Genomic DNA, 15733 nt, shown 5'->3' with positions numbered 1-15733 from the left:
CAAAGCGGGGCTAAAGCTACATAGCGTGGCGAAGAGTGATAGCCGGCAACGATCAATAACGATCCGGTTTTCGATAGGAGAACTCTTGACTCGCGCGTAACACCGAAGCGAGACTCCCGTCCATCGGTCGGCATTGTCGAACACCTATCGGTAATACGCGTTAGAGTGTGACGACGCCAAGGGCCGGTATCGCTCTCACCCCGAGGGCACCAGAACCCCCGGTGGGACCGGGGTTCGCTCACCCCTGGACGAAGGACAAAGGAGTCGCGGGTGTCCAGCTCCGACATCTTCATCGGCGAGACCCTCGGTACCGCCATACTCATCCTGCTCGGCGGCGGTGTGTGTGCCGCCGTCACGCTGAAGGCCTCCAAGGCCCGTAACGCCGGTTGGCTCGCCATCGCCTTCGGGTGGGGCTTCGCCGTCATGACGGCCGTGTACATCTCGGCGCCGCTCTCCGGCGCCCAACTGAACCCGGCCGTCACCGTCGCCGTGGCCATCAAGGACAGCGACTGGAGCAACGTTCCGTACTACCTCGCCGGTCAGCTGCTCGGCGCCATGATCGGTGCGGCCCTGGTGTGGCTCGCCTACTACGGCCAGTTCCACGCGCACCTGACCGACAAGGAGATCGTCGGCGGTCCGGGTGCCCAGGCCACGTCGGCGAAGGCGGTCGAGGCCCAGGAGCAGGGCGCGGGACCGGTCCTCGGCATCTTCTCCACCGGTCCGGAGATCCGGAACGTGGCGCAGAACCTCGCCACGGAGATCATCGGCACCATGGTGCTGATCCTCGCGGTCCTCACGCAGGGACTGAACAACAGTGGCAAGGGCCTCAGCGAGGTCGGCGGTCTGGTCACCGCGTTCGTGGTGGTGTCCATCGGCCTGTCCCTCGGCGGCCCGACGGGCTACGCGATCAACCCGGCCCGTGACCTCGGCCCGCGCATCGTGCACGCCCTGCTGCCGCTGCCCAACAAGGGCGGCTCCGACTGGAGCTACGCCTGGATCCCGGTGGTCGGCCCGCTGATCGGCGCGGCCATCGCGGCGGGTATCTACAACGTCGCCTTCTGACGAAACCCCCCACAAGGGTTCCGCGCACGCGCCGTACGTTCAGCCCCTCACACCACGGACCTTTCAGGAGCACACAGTGACCGACGCCCACACCGCAGGCCCCTTCATCGCGGCGATCGACCAGGGCACCACCTCCTCGCGCTGCATCATCTTCGACCGGGACGGCCGCATCGTCTCCGTCGACCAGAAGGAGCACGAGCAGATCTTCCCGAAGCCGGGCTGGGTCGAGCACAACGCCAACGAGATCTGGACCAACGTCCAGGAGGTCGTCGCCGGAGCCGTCGCCAAGGCCGGCATCTCCCGCGACGACATCAAGGCCATCGGCATCACCAACCAGCGCGAGACCACCGTGCTGTGGGACAAGAACACCGGTGAGCCCGTCCACAACGCCATCGTCTGGCAGGACACCCGCACCGACGCCCTGTGCCGGGAGCTGGGCCGCAACGTCGGCCAGGACCGCTTCCGCCGCGAGACCGGCCTGCCGCTGGCCTCCTACTTCGCCGGCCCCAAGGCCCGCTGGCTGCTCGACAACGTCGACGGCCTCAAGGAGCGCGCCGCCGCCGGGGACATCCTCTTCGGCACCATGGACACCTGGGTCATCTGGAACCTGACCGGCGGTGTCAACGGCGGCAAGCACGTCACCGACGTCACCAACGCCTCGCGCACCATGCTCATGAACCTGCACACGATGCGGTGGGACGAGCGGATCGCCGAGTCGATCGGTGTGCCGCTGGGCATCCTGCCCGAGATCCGCTCCTCCGCCGAGGTCTACGGCGAGGTCACCGGCGGCAAGCTCGGCGACCTGCTGGGCGGCATCCCGGTCGCCTCCGCGCTCGGCGACCAGCAGGCGGCCCTGTTCGGCCAGACCTGTTTCTCCGAGGGCGAGACCAAGTCGACCTACGGTACCGGCACCTTCATGGTGATGAACACCGGCGACAAGATCATCAACTCGTACGCCGGTCTGCTGACCACCGTCGGCTACAAGATCGGCGACCAGCCCACGGTGTACGCGCTGGAGGGCTCGATCGCCGTCACCGGTTCGCTGGTGCAGTGGATGCGCGACCAGATGGGCCTCATCTCCACCGCCGCCGAGATCGAGACGCTCGCGCTCTCCGTCGAGGACAACGGCGGCGCCTACTTCGTGCCGGCCTTCTCCGGCCTGTTCGCCCCGCACTGGCGTTCCGACGCCCGCGGTGTGATCGCCGGCCTGACCCGGTACGTCACCAAGGCGCACCTCGCGCGCGCCGTCCTGGAGGCCACCGCCTGGCAGACCCGCGAGATCGCCGACGCCATGGTGAAGGACTCCGGTGACGAGCTGGTGGCCCTCAAGGTCGACGGCGGCATGACCTCCAACAACCTGCTGATGCAGACGCTCGCCGACGTCCTGGACGCGCCCGTGGTGCGCCCGATGGTCGCCGAGACCACCTGCCTCGGCGCCGCCTACGCCGCCGGCCTCGCCGTCGGCTTCTGGTCCAGCACCGACGAGCTGCGCGCCAACTGGCGCCGGGCCGCCGAGTGGACCCCCCAGATGGACGCGGAGACCCGCGACCGCGAGTACAAGAACTGGCTCAAGGCCGTCGACCGGACCATGGGCTGGATCGAGGACGAGAGCTGAGCGGCCCCTTTCGGCTCAAACGCTCTGACGAGGAGTAAGTACCCCACATGACCAGTCAGTCCACCCTGCAGTCCGTGCCTGCCCTGGGAACGCACCCGGCCTCCGGCTCCAACCCGAGTCGCGCCGAGACCAGGGAGCAGCTCTCCAAGGCGTCGTACGACCTTCTTGTGATCGGCGGCGGCATCCTGGGCATCTCCACCGCCTGGCACGCCGCGCAGTCCGGGCTCAGGGTGGCGCTGGTCGACGCCGGCGACTTCGCCGGTGCCACGTCCTCCGCCTCCTCCAAGCTGCTCCACGGCGGTCTGCGCTACCTCCAGACCGGCGCGGTGAAGCTGGTGGCGGAGAACCACTTCGAGCGTCGTGCGGTGTCCCGTCAGGTGGCCCCCCACCTGGCGAACCCGCTGACCTTCTACCTCCCCGTGTACAAGGGCGGCCCGCACGGCGCGGCGAAGCTCGGCGCGGGCGTCTTCGCCTACTCGGCGCTGTCCGCGTTCGGCGACGGCGTCGGCCACCTGCTCTCCCCCGCCAAGGCGGCGCAGGACGTGCCGGAGCTGCGCACCGAGAACCTCAAGGCCGTGGCCGTGTACGGCGACGACCAGATGAACGACGCGCGCATGGCGCTGATGACGGTCCGCGCGGCCGTCGAGGCGGGCGCGGTCGTGCTGAACCACGCCGAGGTCACCGGCCTGCGCTTCACCCGTGGCCGGGTGACGGGCGCGGAGCTGAAGGACCGGATGTCCGGTGACGAGTTCGGGGTCGACGCCCGGCTGGTGCTGAACGCGACCGGCCCCTGGGTGGACCACCTGCGCACGATGGAGGACCCGAACGCGGCGCCGTCCATCCGGCTGTCCAAGGGCGCGCACCTGGTCCTGAAGCGGACCTCGCCGTGGAAGGCCGCGCTGGCCACCCCGATCGACAAGTACCGGATCACCTTCGCCCTCCCGTGGGAGGACATGCTGCTGCTCGGCACCACCGACGAGGAGTACGAGGGCGACCCGGCGGATGTTTCGGTCAACGACAAGGACATAGCGCAGATCCTGGACGAGGCGGCGTTCTCCGTCCGGGACCAGCAGCTGAAGAAGGACCTGATCACGTACGCGTTCGCCGGTCTGCGGGTGCTGCCGGGCGGCCCCGGTGACACCGCGAAGGCCAAGCGCGAGACGGTGGTGACCGAGGGCAAGGGCGGCATGCTGTCCGTCGCGGGCGGCAAGTGGACCACGTTCCGCCACATCGGTCGTACGATCATGAAGAAGCTGGAGGCGCTGCCGGGCCACCCGCTGGGCGACGACTTCGAGCCGATCTCCTCGCTGCCGAAGAAGCTGCCGCTGCCCGGTGTCGCCAACCCGCGCGCGGTCGCGCACCGGCTGCTGGTGGACGGCCCGGCGCCCGGCCCCCGGATGGGTGCCGACACCGCCAAGCACCTGGCCACCCACTACGGCTCGCTGGCGTTCGACATCGCCCGGCTGGCCAACGAGAACCCGGAGCTGGCGCGGCGGGTGCACCCGGACGCGCCGGAGATATGGGCTCAGGTCGTGTGGGCCCGTGACCACGAGTGGGCCGAGACGGCGGACGACGTGCTGCGCCGCCGTACCACGCTCACCATCCGCGGCCTGGCCACGGACGAGATCCGCGCGCAGGTCCAGGGTCTGCTCGACGAGAAGTAGTACCGGCGGGAAGTAGGTCCGGCGGGAAGTAGTCCCGGCCGGGCGCCGAGACCGGGGAAGGGGCGGCCCGTGCGCACGGGCCGCCCCTTCCGCGCGCCCGCCGGTCCGGGTCCGGTCCGGGCCCGGGGTCCGGGGTTTGTCAGGGGCGCGGGGGTGTTCGAGCGGGGAGGGTGGGGCAGTGATCCGTTCACTGCCCCTGTACGGGGACTGCGGACGCCCTTGCCGGACGCCGTAAGGTTGGTGAGTCAAGCGAGGGCACGTCGGAAGGAGGCACTGGGTGATCGAGCTGGAGGGGGTTCCCGAGCTGATCGACCCAGTCATGGTGGCCGCGTTCGAGGGCTGGAACGATGCCGGTGACGCCGCCTCCACGGCGGTCGCGCATCTGGAACGCGAGTTCAAGGGCGAGGTGTTCGCGGCGCTGGACGCCGAGGACTACTACGACTTCCAGGTGAACCGGCCGACGGTGTTCATGGAGGGCGGGGTACGCAAGATCACCTGGCCGACGACCCGGCTCTCGGTGGTCCGCGTCGGCGGGGAGAAGCCGCGCGACCTGGTGCTGGTGCGGGGCATCGAGCCGTCCATGCGCTGGCGTTCGTTCTGCAACGAGCTGCTCGGTTTCGCGCACGAGCTGGGCGTGGAGCTGGTGGTCGTCATGGGCGCGCTGCTCGGGGACACCCCGCACACGCGTCCGGTACCGGTCAGCGGGGTCACCTCGGACACGGAGCTGGCCCAGCGGATGGACCTGGAGGAGACCAAGTACGAGGGTCCGACGGGCATCGTCGGCGTCCTCCAGGAGGCGTGCGCGCATGCCGGGGTGCCGGCGGTGTCGCTGTGGGCGGCGGTGCCGCACTACGTATCCCAGCCGCCCAACCCCAAGGCCACGCTGGCGCTGCTCAACCGTCTCGAGGATCTGCTGGACCTGCGGATCCCGCAGGGCGAGCTGCCGGAGGACGCGCGGGCCTGGCAGGTGGGCGTGGACCAGCTGGCCGCGGAGGACAGCGAGGTCGCGGAGTACGTCCAGACGCTGGAGGAGGCCCGCGACACCGCGGAGCTGCCGGAGGCGTCCGGGGAGGCGATCGCGCGGGAGTTCGAGCGGTATCTGCGGCGGCGGGACACACCGGGCGGCAAGGCGCGTCCGCCCAAGCCGGATGCGGATGCCTCCGGCGGTTCGGCCGGCGATGACGAGGGTGACGGGGCGGAGGACTGAGGTACGGCGAAGGGGCGGTCCCGGATCGGGGCCGCCCCTTCTTCGTGTTGTCGAAGGCGCTACGGGGGGCCGCTTGAGGTGGTCGGGCGGCTGCCGCGTCGTCGTGGGTTCTCGCGCGGTTCCCCGCGCCCCTCGGGGGCGCGGGGGCCGGCGGTGCTTACAGGGCGACGCCCAGGAGGGCGTCCACCGCCCTGGTGACCAGGCCAGGAGCGCTCGTGTCCGGGCCGCCCTCGGTGTTCTGGCGGGCGGCCCAGCGGTCCACCGCGGCGAGCGCGGCGGGGGCGTCCAGGTCGTGGGAGAGGGCATCGCGGATCTCCTCGACCAGGGCGTCGGCGGCGGGGCCGTCGGGGCGGGAGACCGCGGCGCGCCAGCGGTCGAGGCGGTCGAGGGCGTCCTGGAGGACCTGGTCGGTCCACTCCCAGTCGGCCCGGTAGTGGTGGGCGAGCAGGGCGAGGCGGATCGCGGCCGGGTCGACGCCGTCGCGGCGCAGCCGGGAGACGAAGACCAGGTTGCCCTTGGACTTGGACATCTTCTCGCCGTCGAGCGCGACCATGCCGGCGTGCACGAACGCCTTGGCCATCGGGAACTCGCCGGTGAGCACCTGGGCGTGCGAGGCGCCCATCTCGTGGTGCGGGAAGGCCAGGTCGGAGCCGCCGCCCTGGACGTCGAAGCCCATGCCGAGGTGGTCGAGGGCGATGGCCACGCACTCGATGTGCCAGCCGGGCCGGCCGGGGCCGAGGGAGGCGCCGTCCCAGCTGGGCTCGCCCTCGCGGGCCGCCATCCACAGCATCGGGTCGACCGGGTTCTTCTTGCCCGGACGGTCCGGGTCACCGCCGCGTTCGGCGGACAGCAGCCGCATGGCGGCCGCGTCGAGGTGCGAGACCGAGCCGAAGTGCGGATCGGACTCGACGGAGAAGTAGATGTCGCCGTCCAGTTCGTAGGCCGCGCCGAGGTCGCGCAGCCGCTCCACGAGCGGGACGATGCCGGGTATCGCCTCGACGGCGCCTATGTAGTGCCGCGGCGGGAGCATCCGCAGGGCGGTCATGTCCTCGCGGAAGAGGGAGGTCTCCTTCTCGGCGAGGGCGACCCAGTCGACGCCGTCGCGCTCCGCGCGCTCCAGGAGCGGGTCGTCGACGTCGGTGACGTTCTGGACGTAGTGGACCTGCCGCTTGGTGTCGAGCCACACGCGCTGAACGAGGTCGAACGCGTTGTAGGTCGCCGCGTGACCCATGTGGGTCGCGTCGTACGGGGTGATGCCGCAGACGTAGATGCGGGCGACGGGACCGGGCTGGAGGGTGACCAGGCCGCCGGTCGCGGTGTCGTGGATCCTCAGGTCGCGGCCCTGACCAGGCAGGGCGGGGACCTCGGAAGCGGGCCAGGCATGCATGTACATGAGCCTAACCGGCCGCGCGTCGGGCACACGACCGGCATCGGGTCGGATGGCCGGTTGGGCGCTCTTGTAACTTCGGCCGGGTTGTGATCACACGGGCGGCCAGGGGATCGCCGGCCAGTCCCCGCCGGGCTCCGGGTGGACTCCGGAGGTGAGGAGGGCGGCGACGCGGGCGCGGGTGGCGTCCAGTTCCGCCGCGGTGATCAGCGGGGCGAGGCGCGCGCCCAGGTCGCCGTCCAGGGCGTCGCGGAGCCGCTTGAGGACCTCGACGGCCTCGGCGGTGAGGGGTTCACCAGCCCAGCCCCACAGCAGGGTACGGAGTTTGTCCTCGGTGTTGAAGCTGACGCCGTGGTCGATGCCGTAGAGCCGGCCGTCGGCGGTGGGCAGCAGGTGGCCGCCCTTGCGGTCGGCGTTGTTGAGCACGGCGTCGAGGACGGCGAGCCGGCGCAGCCGCTCGTCGTCGGCGTGCACGAGCAGCGCGGTGCGGCCCTCGCCGACCTCGGCGAAGCCGATGGCCTTCCAGCCGGGCCCGGGCTCCTCGCCGTCGACCAGGGCGAGCAGTTCGGGCTCCGGGGACACCTCGATCCACAGCTGGCACATGCCCTCGCCGTAGGGGCCGTCGCGCAGCACGGTGGGCGGGACGAGGCCCCAGCCGGTGGCCTCGGAGACCTCGTAGGCGGCGACCTCGCGGGCGGCGAGGGTGCCGTCGGGGAAGTCCCACAGGGGGCGCTCGCCGGCCACCGGCTTGTAGACGCAGGTGGCTTCCCGGCCGTCGTGGGCGACGGTGCAGAACAGGGCGGCGTTCGAGGCGTCGCGGATGCGGCCGCGCACGGTCAGCTCACCGCGGGCGAGCAGTTCGGCGGCGCCCGGATCGGCGGCCCTCACGCCCCGCGGCGGTATCCGTTCTGGCGCGGGCATACGTGTCCTTCCGGATCGAGCGGGAGGCTGCACAGCGGGCACGGCGGCCGCCCGGCGTTGACGACGTCGAGGGCGCGCTTGGCGAAGGCACGGGCCTGCGCGCCGGTCAGCCGGACCCGCAGCATCGGGGGCCCGTTCTCCTCGTCCTGGAGCAGCCGTTCCTCGGCCTCGGCGAGGTCCTCCTCGGTGTCGGCGTCCAGCTCCACCAGGGCCTGCGCCTCCACGACCATGCGCTGTTCCTCGGCGTCCCAGGCCAGTGCCATGGTGCCGACCCGGAACTCCTCCTCGACGGGGGTCTCCAGCGGGGCGGTGTCGGCGATCTCGCTGGGCGCCATGGCCGGGACGGCTGCGCTGCCGCCGCTGCGGCGCACGACTTCGTCCAGGAGTTCGTCCATGCGCTCGGCGAGCGCGGCGACCTGGGTCTTCTCCAGGACCACGCTGGTCACCCGGGGGCCGGCGATGGCCTGGAGGAAGAACGTACGGCGTCCGGGCAGTCCGACCGTGCCGGCCACGAAGCGGTCCGGCGGATCGTAGAGGAACACCTGACGGGACACGTCCTGTCTCCATGGGGTCGAGAGTTTCGGCGGTGCGGGTGCGGGCCGCTGCGGATACGCGACGGCGCGGATCGCTTCACCCTACTGCGGGCGACGATCACGGTGCGCCCGCACCACCACCGACCGGTGCGTCGCCGTCGGGGTGCTCCTCGCGGGGGGCGAGCGAGGCGAGATCGCCGGTGTCGCCGAGGCGGACGAGGAAGGGGCGCAGGCGGGTGTAGCGGATCGCGGTGATGGAACACGGCTCCACGGAGATCCGCTGGAAGAGGTCGAGATGGAGGCCGAGGGCGTCGGCGACCAGGGATTTGATGATGTCACCGTGCGAGCACATGAGGTAGACGGCGTCGGCGCCGTGGTTGCGTTCGACGCGCGCGTTCCACTCGCGTACGGCTTCGGCGGCGCGGGTCTGCATGGCGCGCATGGACTCCCCGCCGGGGAAGGCGGCGGCGGAGGGGTGGGCCTGGACGACCTCCATCAGCGGCTCGTCCTTGAGTTCGGCGAGCTTGCGGCCGGACCAGTCGCCGTAGTGGCACTCCCCGATCCGGTCGTCGGTGTGCGCGGTCAGGCCGGGGCGGGCCGCGAGGAGGGGGGCCAGGGTCTCCTGGCAGCGCTGGAGCGGGCTGGTGACGACCTCGGCCAGGGGCAGGGCGGCGAGGCGGTCGGGCAGGGCGGCGGCCTGGGCGGTGCCCCGCTCGTCCAGGGAGACCCCGGGAGTCCAGCCGGCGAGCAGGCCGGAGGTGTTGGCGGTGGAACGTCCGTGCCTTACGAGGATCAGCGTGGGCATGCGGACCAGGGTAGGCGCATCAGGTGATGCGCCGGTGATCTCATGAGGGGAGAATGCGCTCCGTGATCGTCGACTGTGCCATCTACCGGCACGGACAGCGGACCGAGGGTCCGGAGGACCTGTCCGACGCGCTCGCCGAGGCGCGGGCGGCGGGCGGGTTCGTGTGGATCGGGCTGTACGAGCCGTCCGAGCGGGAGTTCGACCTGGTGACCCGGGAGTTCGGGCTGCACCCACTGGCGGTGGAGGACGCCCTCAAGGCGCATCAGCGCCCCAAACTCGAGGTGTACGAGGATTCGCTGTTCGTGGTGCTGAAACCGGTCGCCTACGAGGCGGAGAGCGACACGGTCTCGGCGGGCGAGGTGATGGTGTTCGTCGGCGACAGCTTCGTGGTGACGGTGCGGCACGGCGAGGCCTCGCCGCTGGCGGCGGTGCGGCACCGGCTCGAGGAGGAGCCGGAGATGCTCGACAAGGGGCCCACCTCGGTGCTGTACGCCATCGCCGACGCCATCGTGGACCGGTACCTGGAGGTGGCGACCGAGCTCCAGACGGATCTGGAGGAGGTGGAGGCGGAGGTGTTCCGGCCGGAGGTGGGCGGCGCGCGCAACACCGCCTCGCGGATCTACGGCTTCAAGCGGCAGATCGTGGAGTTCCGCCGGGCGACCGTGCCGCTGGCGGTGCCACTGTCCCGGCTGGCGGGGACGGGGCCGCTCGGCTCGGGCGGCGGGGTGCCGTTCGTGCATGAGCGGGCGCGGCCGTTCTTCCGGGACGTGGGTGACCATCTGTCCCGTGTCAACGAGTCGGTGGAGGGGTTGGACCGGCTGGTGTCGGACGTGCTGTCGGCGCATCTGGCGCAGACGGGCGTGCGGCAGAACGACGACATGCGCAAGATCTCCGCCTGGGCGGCGATGGCGGCGGTGCCCACGATGATCGCCGGGATCTACGGCATGAACTTCGACCACATGCCCGAGCTGCACTGGCTGTGGTCGTACCCGGCGGTGATCCTGGTGATGGCGCTGCTGGAGGTGGTCCTGTACCGGATGTTCAAGCGGCGCGAGTGGCTGTGAGCCGCGTCGGCGGTCAGGGCGCCTCGGAAGAAGGCGCCGGAGAGTCGTAACCGCTCGTCGCCGGGCGCGTTGTTCCCGGTGACGGCCGTGGCGGGGAAGCCTCCCCCGAGCCCCCACCACGGCCGTGGAAGTCCTCCCGGCTCAGGCGAGCCCGGCGCGCTCCAGGGCCTCGGTGCCGGCGCGCAGCGAGGCGAGCCGCTCCTCGAGGGTGAATCCGGCGGGGGCGAGGCTGAGGGTGGTGACACCGGCCTCGGCGTAGGCCTTCATCCGGTCGGCGATGCGGTCGACGGAGCCCAGCAGCGTGGTCTTGTCGATGAGGTCCTGCGGGATCGCGGCGGCCGCGCCCTGCTTGTCCCCGGACAGGTACTTCTGCTGGATCTCGGCGGCCTCCCGCTCGTAACCCATGCGCTGCGCGAGCTTGTTGTAGAAGTTCTGCTTGGCGCTGCCCATGCCGCCGACGTACAGCGCGGTGTAGGGGCGGAAGGTGTCGGCGAGCGCGGCCACGTCCTTGTCGTCGCCGACGGCCATCGGCAGGGTCGGGCAGACGTCGAACCCGTCGAGGGTCTTGCCCGCCTTCTCCCGGCCCGCGCGCAGATGCGTGAGGGTGGTCTCCTCCAGGTGCTCGGCGGCGGGGAAGATCAGCAGGGCGCCGTCGGCGATCTCGCCGGTCTGCTCCAGGTTCTTCGGGCCGATCGCGGCGATGTAGAGCGGGATGTGCTCGCGCTGCGGGTGCACGGTCAGTTTGAGCGGCTTGCCCGGACCGCCCGGCAGCGGCAGCGTCCAGTGCTCGCCCTCGTACGACAGCCGCTCACGGGTCATCGCCTTGCGGACGATCTCCACGTACTCGCGGGTGCGGGCCAGCGGCTTGTCGAACGTGACGCCGTACCAGCCCTCGGAGACCTGCGGTCCGGAGACGCCGAGACCGAGCCGGAAGCGGCCGCCGGAGAGGGTGTCCAGGGTGGCCGCGGTCATCGCGGTCATCGCGGGCTGACGGGCCGGGATCTGGAAGATGGCGGAGCCCACGTCGATGCGCTCGGTCTGGGCGGCGACCCAGCTGAGCACGGTGGCCGCGTCGGAGCCGTACGCCTCGGCGGCCCAGCACACGGCATAGCCCAGCCGGTCGGCCTCCTGGGCCACGGCCAGATTGTCCCCGTCCATTCCGGCACCCCAGTAGCCGAGGTTGAGTCCGAGTTGCATGGCCGATTCCCCTTACCCGTGAGTAACGTCCCTGTGGCGCAGACCTTAGCGTGCGGGCGCGGGCGGTGCCCCGCGCGGGCCCGGACGAGTTGTCCACAGGCAACCCACCGCACTGGTTCTGGCCAGTAATCTCGCGGTCATGGAGCAGAGGCATCTCGGCCGTACCGGCCTGCGCGTGTCCCGGATCGGACTCGGCACCCTCACCTGGGGCCGGGACACCGAAGAACATGACGCCGCGGACATGCTCAAGGCGTTCTGGGAGGCCGGCGGCACCCTCGTCGACACCGCGGACGTGTACGGCGGCGGGGAGGCGGAGTACCTGCTCGGGCGGCTGATGGAGCGGCTCGTGCCCCGCCGTGACCTGGTCGTCTCCACGAAGGCGGGCAGCGTCCCGTACCCCGGCCGCCGCTTCGACGGCTCCCGCGGGCATCTTCTCGCCGCGCTGGACGCCTCCCTCGACCGCCTGGGCACGGACCATGTGGACCTCTGGCACATCCACGCGTGGGACGCCGAGACCCCGCTGGAGGAGACGCTCCAGGCCCTGGACATAGCGGTGGCCAGCGGCCGGGCCCGGTACGCGGGGGTGTCCAACTTCTGCGGCTGGCAGCTCGCCAAGGCGGCCACCTGGCAGCTCGCGGCGCCGGGCACCCGCACCCGGCTGGCCAGCACGCAGATGGAGTACTCGCTGCTCCAGCGGGGCGTGGAGCGGGAGGTGCTGCCCGCCGCGCTGGACCTGGGCGTGGGCCTGCTGCCGTCCTCCCCGCTCGGGCGGGGGGTGCTGACCGGAAAGTACCGGCACGGCACGCCCGCCGACTCGCGCGGTGCCTCCGAGCATCTGGCGCCCTTCGTGGAGCCGTATCTGGACGACACGGCGACGCGCATCGTGGACGCGGTGACGACGGCCGCCGACGGGCTCGCGGTCACCCCGCTCCAGGTGGCCCTCGCCTGGGTCCGCGACCGCCCCGGCGTCACCGCCCCGATCGTCGGCGCGCGCACCGCGCAGCAGCTCACGGCGGCGTTGTCAGTGGAGGCGCTTAGTCTTCCTGACGAGATCTGCCGGGCGCTGGACGATGTGTCGGCGCCCTTGCACCGTTATCCCGATCACGACTGGAGCACGCTGTGAGCACGGAACCGGAGACCACGGAGGACACGGGGCCGGGGACGCCGGAGATGCCAGAGGCGCCGGACGAGGTGGCCGGGAATGGTCTTACGGCGGACGGCGGTGACGGTGCGTCCGGGAGGGCCGATGTGACGGACGACGACTCGGGCGAGCAGACGACTGAGGGGGCTTCGGAGGTCTCGGGGCCGGAGCCGGCGGCCGATGGTGCCGCCGGGGGGCCGGAGCTGTCCGAGGCGGCGGCGGAGCTGGCGGCGCAGCGGCTCGAGCGGGAGCGGATCGAGCGGCGCAAGGCGGAGCGGAAGGCGCCCGTCGAGAGCGGCGCCAAGCTGAGCGGGAAGGCGGCCGATCTGCTGGCCGCCGTGCGCGCGGTGGAGGGCGGCAAGAAGCCGGCGACCGCGGTGTCCGCCGAGTCCACGCGGCCCGCGCCCGAGCGGGCGGCCCAGCCGGGCCCCGCGGCCGCTCCAACGCGTCCGGTACCCGAGCCGGAGCGGGTGCGCCAGGAGCGGCCCGCGCCTGTCCCCGCCTCCGCGCCGGTCGGTCCTTCGCAGCAGGCGGTGGACGCGGTGCGCCGGGTGCTCGCGGAGGGTGGGGCGCCGGAGGCGCTGGGCAGGCAGGCGGCCGTGGCGCTCGGCGAGGGCGCCGGGGACGTGCTGCGGGAGGATCCCTGGCAGTTGCTGCGCGTCCCGGGGGTGCGGCCCGAGCAGGCGGACGGGTTCGCGCGGGCGCTGCTCGGTGCCGGATGCGGTCCGGCGGACGAGCGGCGGGGGCGGGCGGTGACGGTCTGGCTGCTGGAGCAGGCGGCCCTCGCCGGGCACACCGCCCTGGAGCTGCCCGCGCTCACCGCGGCCCTGGCCCAACGGGGCGTGCCGGACCCGGACGAGGCCGTGCAGTCCACCCTGGCCGAGGGTGAGGCGCTGGTGTTCGAGGACGCCCTGGAGGAGTCGGGCGTCCCGGCCGTGCGGGCGGCGGACGACGAGGAGGAGGCGGCGGCGGAGCGCCCGGTGCGGGTGCTCATCGCCCTGGAGCGGTACGCCCTGGCCGAGGAGAGCCTCGCCGACGGCCTGGCCCGGTTGGCCAACTCCCCGGCCCAGGAGACCTCTCACGCGTGGGCGCCGGTCGCCGCGGCGGTGACGGGCGGCGCCGCCGAGCTGGCCCGCGCGGTCGCCGGGCACGGCCTGGTCCTGCACACCGGTGGCGAGGCGGCCCGCGCCGAACCGGCGGCCCTGCTCGCCGCCGCTCTGGAGGCCGGCCTGCGGGCCCTCGCCGTGTGCCACACCCCGGAGGGCCGCGACCGTCTCGCCGCACTGTCGCCGGCGGGGGGCGCGGGCATCGGCACCGTCGCCGGGCTGCTGGCCGGTGCCGAGGGGCCCGGCCGGGACGCGGACGGAGCGCTGGAGCTGGACCTGCTGATCGTGCTGGACGCGCCCCAGCTGGACGTGGAGGGCGCGGCGATGCTGGTGGAGTCGCTGCCCGACGGGGCGCGGCTGGTGCTCAGCGGGGATCCGGCACTGCTGTGGTCGGCCGGTCCGGGGCGGGTCTTCGCCGATCTGCTCGCGGCCCGCGCCTGCCCCCAGATCGTCTCCCGGCTGCCCGACCCCGGTCCGATCGGCGAGCTGGTCTCCGGGATCGGCATCGGCGAGCTGAACCAGGTCGAGGCGCCCGGTAAGGAGGTCGTGATCGTGCCGGTGCGGGACGCGGGCGAGGCCGTGCACCGGACGGTGCAGCTGGTCGCGGAGTCGGTGCCGCGGGCCTTCCAGGTCCCCGTGGAGCAGACCGTGGTGATCACGCCGGGCCATGGCGGCGCGGCCGGCACCCGAGCCCTGAACGCCGCGCTGAAGGAGCGCCTCAACCCCGGCCCAGGCCGGTTCGGCGGCTTCGACCCCGGCGACCGGATCGCCTACTCCCCCGCACCGGGCCGGACGCTGCCGGGCACGGTGGTGGGGGCCGACGCCGAGGGGCTGCACCTGTCCTGCGCGGGCGCCCCCGTGGTCGTACCGCGTGAGCGGGTGGAGGGATGTGTGCGGCACGGATGGGCGCTGACCGCGCACCAGGCGGTGGGCGGGCGCTGGCCCGCGGCGGTCGTGGTGCTGCCCGGCTACGCCGCGGGGGCGCTCAGCAGGCCCTGGGTGTACACGGCGTTCGGCCGGGGCGAGCGGCATCTGTCCGTGGTGCACGGGGTGGAGGGCGCGCTGCCGCGGGCGGTCGCGGAGGTCCCGGCCAAGCCGCGTACGACCCGGCTGGCGACGCTGCTGCGCCCGCAGGCACCGACCGGCTGAGGCGCGGCGCCGCCGGGGTGGCGATCACCTGTGGCGGCGCCCCGCGGCGGGGCCGTACCGGCTTCGCACCGGTACGGCCCCGCCGCCGGGGGTCACCTGCCGGCGCCCCGGACGCCCACGCCGCCGGCCTCCCCGTCATCGTGCTCGTCGTGCTCGTCGTCGGCCTCGTCCAGGTCCTCGTCGTCCACGAACTCGATGTCGTCGTCCTCGGCGTCCGGGTCGGCGTCGTCGTCCTCGTCGTCGAAGACCGCGCTGACGTCGAACCTGCACACCACCGCCTGCGGACCGATGTGCTCGAAGGGGGCCTCCAGCCATTCCCCGGCCTCCGGGGGCTCCTCGGCCGCGGTGACCCAGAGCGTGGAGTCGCCCTCCTCCAGGCCGAACTCCTTGTGCCGGGAGGCGATCTCGTCGGGTTCGAACTCGCCGAACAGCAGGCTGAGCGCGCCGGGGACGGTGCCCGCGGCGTCCTCGTCCAGGCCGGCCAGGTCCTCGAAGTCGTCCGCGGCCTCGACCCGCTCGGCCTGGGCCAGCAGCCGCTGGGGCTCCGCCACGGTGTAGTCGCGGCGGATCAGCACGCTGATCGCATGGGGTTCCTCGGGGCCCGCGTAGGGGGGCAGCGTCTCCTCGGCGCCGGGGATCTCGAAGGGAGTGACCTCGTCGTAGCGGTCGTAGAGCAGCTCGTCGTACACCTCGGCGGCCGCGGCCAGCTGGTTGAACGCCTCGAAAACGGCCGGGTCGTCGTCTCCTGACCTGCGTTCGACCGCCGCCAGGTGACGGTCGAGCGCGGTCTTGATCGCCTCGGCGGCGGCACGTACCTCGGCAGCGGTGGGCTGCGCAGCATCAGACATAGTGCAGACGCTATCCGTACCGGGCACCAGCCCG

13 protein-coding genes are annotated in these 15733 nt (G+C 72.4%); 7 read left to right on the top strand and 6 right to left on the bottom strand.

Features of this window, described 5'->3' with window-relative positions:
• Positions 1-270 precede the first annotated feature (270 nt).
• From ACE4Q9_RS26650 to ACE4Q9_RS26635, 4 genes are all read left to right on the top strand, one after another.
• A complete protein-coding gene (locus ACE4Q9_RS26650; RefSeq protein ID WP_397986767.1) occupies positions 271-1062 on the top strand; it encodes an MIP/aquaporin family protein in 792 nt (263 codons plus the stop codon).
• A 76-nt stretch (positions 1063-1138) separates the two neighbouring features.
• Positions 1139-2677: a glycerol kinase GlpK gene (glpK, locus tag ACE4Q9_RS26645; protein WP_397986766.1), complete on the top strand. Its 1539-nt coding sequence runs from the start codon at positions 1139-1141 to the stop codon at positions 2675-2677.
• 47 nt (positions 2678-2724) lie between these two features.
• On the top strand, positions 2725-4341 hold the full coding sequence (locus ACE4Q9_RS26640) for an FAD-dependent oxidoreductase (RefSeq protein ID WP_397986765.1): 1617 nt from the start codon (positions 2725-2727) through the stop codon (positions 4339-4341).
• Positions 4342-4618: 277 nt separating this feature from the next.
• Positions 4619-5548, top strand: coding sequence for a PAC2 family protein (locus ACE4Q9_RS26635; protein WP_397986764.1), 930 nt, complete (start codon positions 4619-4621; stop codon positions 5546-5548).
• Between the two features lie 157 nt (positions 5549-5705).
• Here the strand turns inward: ACE4Q9_RS26635 and mshC are convergent, their stop codons facing one another.
• The 4 genes from mshC to ACE4Q9_RS26615 form a co-directional block, all read right to left on the bottom strand.
• Positions 5706-6935, bottom strand: a complete 1230-nt coding sequence (gene mshC / locus ACE4Q9_RS26630) for a cysteine--1-D-myo-inosityl 2-amino-2-deoxy-alpha-D-glucopyranoside ligase (protein WP_397986763.1) — start codon at positions 6933-6935, stop codon at positions 5706-5708.
• 93 nt (positions 6936-7028) lie between these two features.
• Positions 7029-7856, bottom strand: a complete 828-nt coding sequence (locus tag ACE4Q9_RS26625; RefSeq protein ID WP_397986762.1) for an SCO1664 family protein — start codon at positions 7854-7856, stop codon at positions 7029-7031.
• Entirely contained in the window at positions 7820-8410 is a 591-nt protein-coding gene (locus ACE4Q9_RS26620) for a DUF3090 domain-containing protein (RefSeq protein WP_397986761.1), read from the bottom strand. The genes ACE4Q9_RS26625 and ACE4Q9_RS26620 overlap by 37 nt, the downstream gene beginning before the upstream one ends.
• A gap of 97 nt (positions 8411-8507) precedes the next feature.
• Positions 8508-9194 (bottom strand): histidine phosphatase family protein, encoded by a 687-nt coding sequence (locus ACE4Q9_RS26615; protein ID WP_397986760.1) that lies wholly within the window; start codon positions 9192-9194, stop codon positions 8508-8510.
• A gap of 62 nt (positions 9195-9256) precedes the next feature.
• Here ACE4Q9_RS26615 and corA point away from each other — a divergent pair, with 62 nt between their 5' ends.
• The gene (corA, locus tag ACE4Q9_RS26610; RefSeq protein ID WP_397986759.1) at positions 9257-10258 is read left to right on the top strand and encodes a magnesium/cobalt transporter CorA; all 1002 of its coding nucleotides are present in this window, start codon (positions 9257-9259) and stop codon (positions 10256-10258) included.
• A 141-nt stretch (positions 10259-10399) separates the two neighbouring features.
• Here the strand turns inward: corA and ACE4Q9_RS26605 are convergent, their stop codons facing one another.
• Entirely contained in the window at positions 10400-11455 is a 1056-nt protein-coding gene (locus ACE4Q9_RS26605) for an LLM class F420-dependent oxidoreductase (protein ID WP_397986758.1), read from the bottom strand.
• Between the two features lie 139 nt (positions 11456-11594).
• On the opposite strand from ACE4Q9_RS26605, the gene ACE4Q9_RS26600 reads away from it, so the two are divergent.
• A complete protein-coding gene (locus ACE4Q9_RS26600) occupies positions 11595-12578 on the top strand; it encodes an aldo/keto reductase (protein ID WP_397986757.1) in 984 nt (327 codons plus the stop codon).
• Positions 12575-14851 carry a helix-hairpin-helix domain-containing protein gene (locus tag ACE4Q9_RS26595; protein WP_397986756.1) on the top strand — a complete coding sequence of 759 codons (2277 nt, stop codon included), beginning with the start codon at positions 12575-12577 and terminating at the stop codon, positions 14849-14851. The genes ACE4Q9_RS26600 and ACE4Q9_RS26595 overlap by 4 nt, the downstream gene beginning before the upstream one ends.
• Positions 14852-14943: 92 nt before the next feature.
• On the opposite strand, the gene ACE4Q9_RS26590 is transcribed toward ACE4Q9_RS26595, so the two are convergent.
• Entirely contained in the window at positions 14944-15699 is a 756-nt protein-coding gene (locus ACE4Q9_RS26590) for a hypothetical protein (protein WP_397986755.1), read from the bottom strand.
• Between the last annotated feature and the right edge of the window lie 34 nt (positions 15700-15733).

Source organism: Streptomyces sp. AM6-12 (assembly GCF_044327085.1).
Lineage (GTDB): Bacteria > Actinomycetota > Actinomycetes > Streptomycetales > Streptomycetaceae > Streptomyces.
Note: the sequence above shows the minus strand (reverse complement) of the source record. Positions and strands in the feature narration are given on the sequence as shown.

What these genes read in the sequence shown, in the direction of transcription:
- ACE4Q9_RS26625 (WP_397986762.1), bottom strand. Translation starts at nt 7,856, where the DNA reads ATGCCCGCGCCAGAACGGATACCGCCGCGGGGCGTGAGGGCCGCCGAT.
- mshC (WP_397986763.1), bottom strand. Translation starts at nt 6,935, where the DNA reads ATGCATGCCTGGCCCGCTTCCGAGGTCCCCGCCCTGCCTGGTCAGGGC.
- ACE4Q9_RS26600 (WP_397986757.1), top strand. Translation starts at nt 11,595, where the DNA reads ATGGAGCAGAGGCATCTCGGCCGTACCGGCCTGCGCGTGTCCCGGATC.
- ACE4Q9_RS26605 (WP_397986758.1), bottom strand. Translation starts at nt 11,455, where the DNA reads ATGCAACTCGGACTCAACCTCGGCTACTGGGGTGCCGGAATGGACGGG.
- ACE4Q9_RS26590 (WP_397986755.1), bottom strand. Translation starts at nt 15,699, where the DNA reads ATGTCTGATGCTGCGCAGCCCACCGCTGCCGAGGTACGTGCCGCCGCC.
- ACE4Q9_RS26640 (WP_397986765.1), top strand. Translation starts at nt 2,725, where the DNA reads ATGACCAGTCAGTCCACCCTGCAGTCCGTGCCTGCCCTGGGAACGCAC.
- ACE4Q9_RS26615 (WP_397986760.1), bottom strand. Translation starts at nt 9,194, where the DNA reads ATGCCCACGCTGATCCTCGTAAGGCACGGACGTTCCACCGCCAACACC.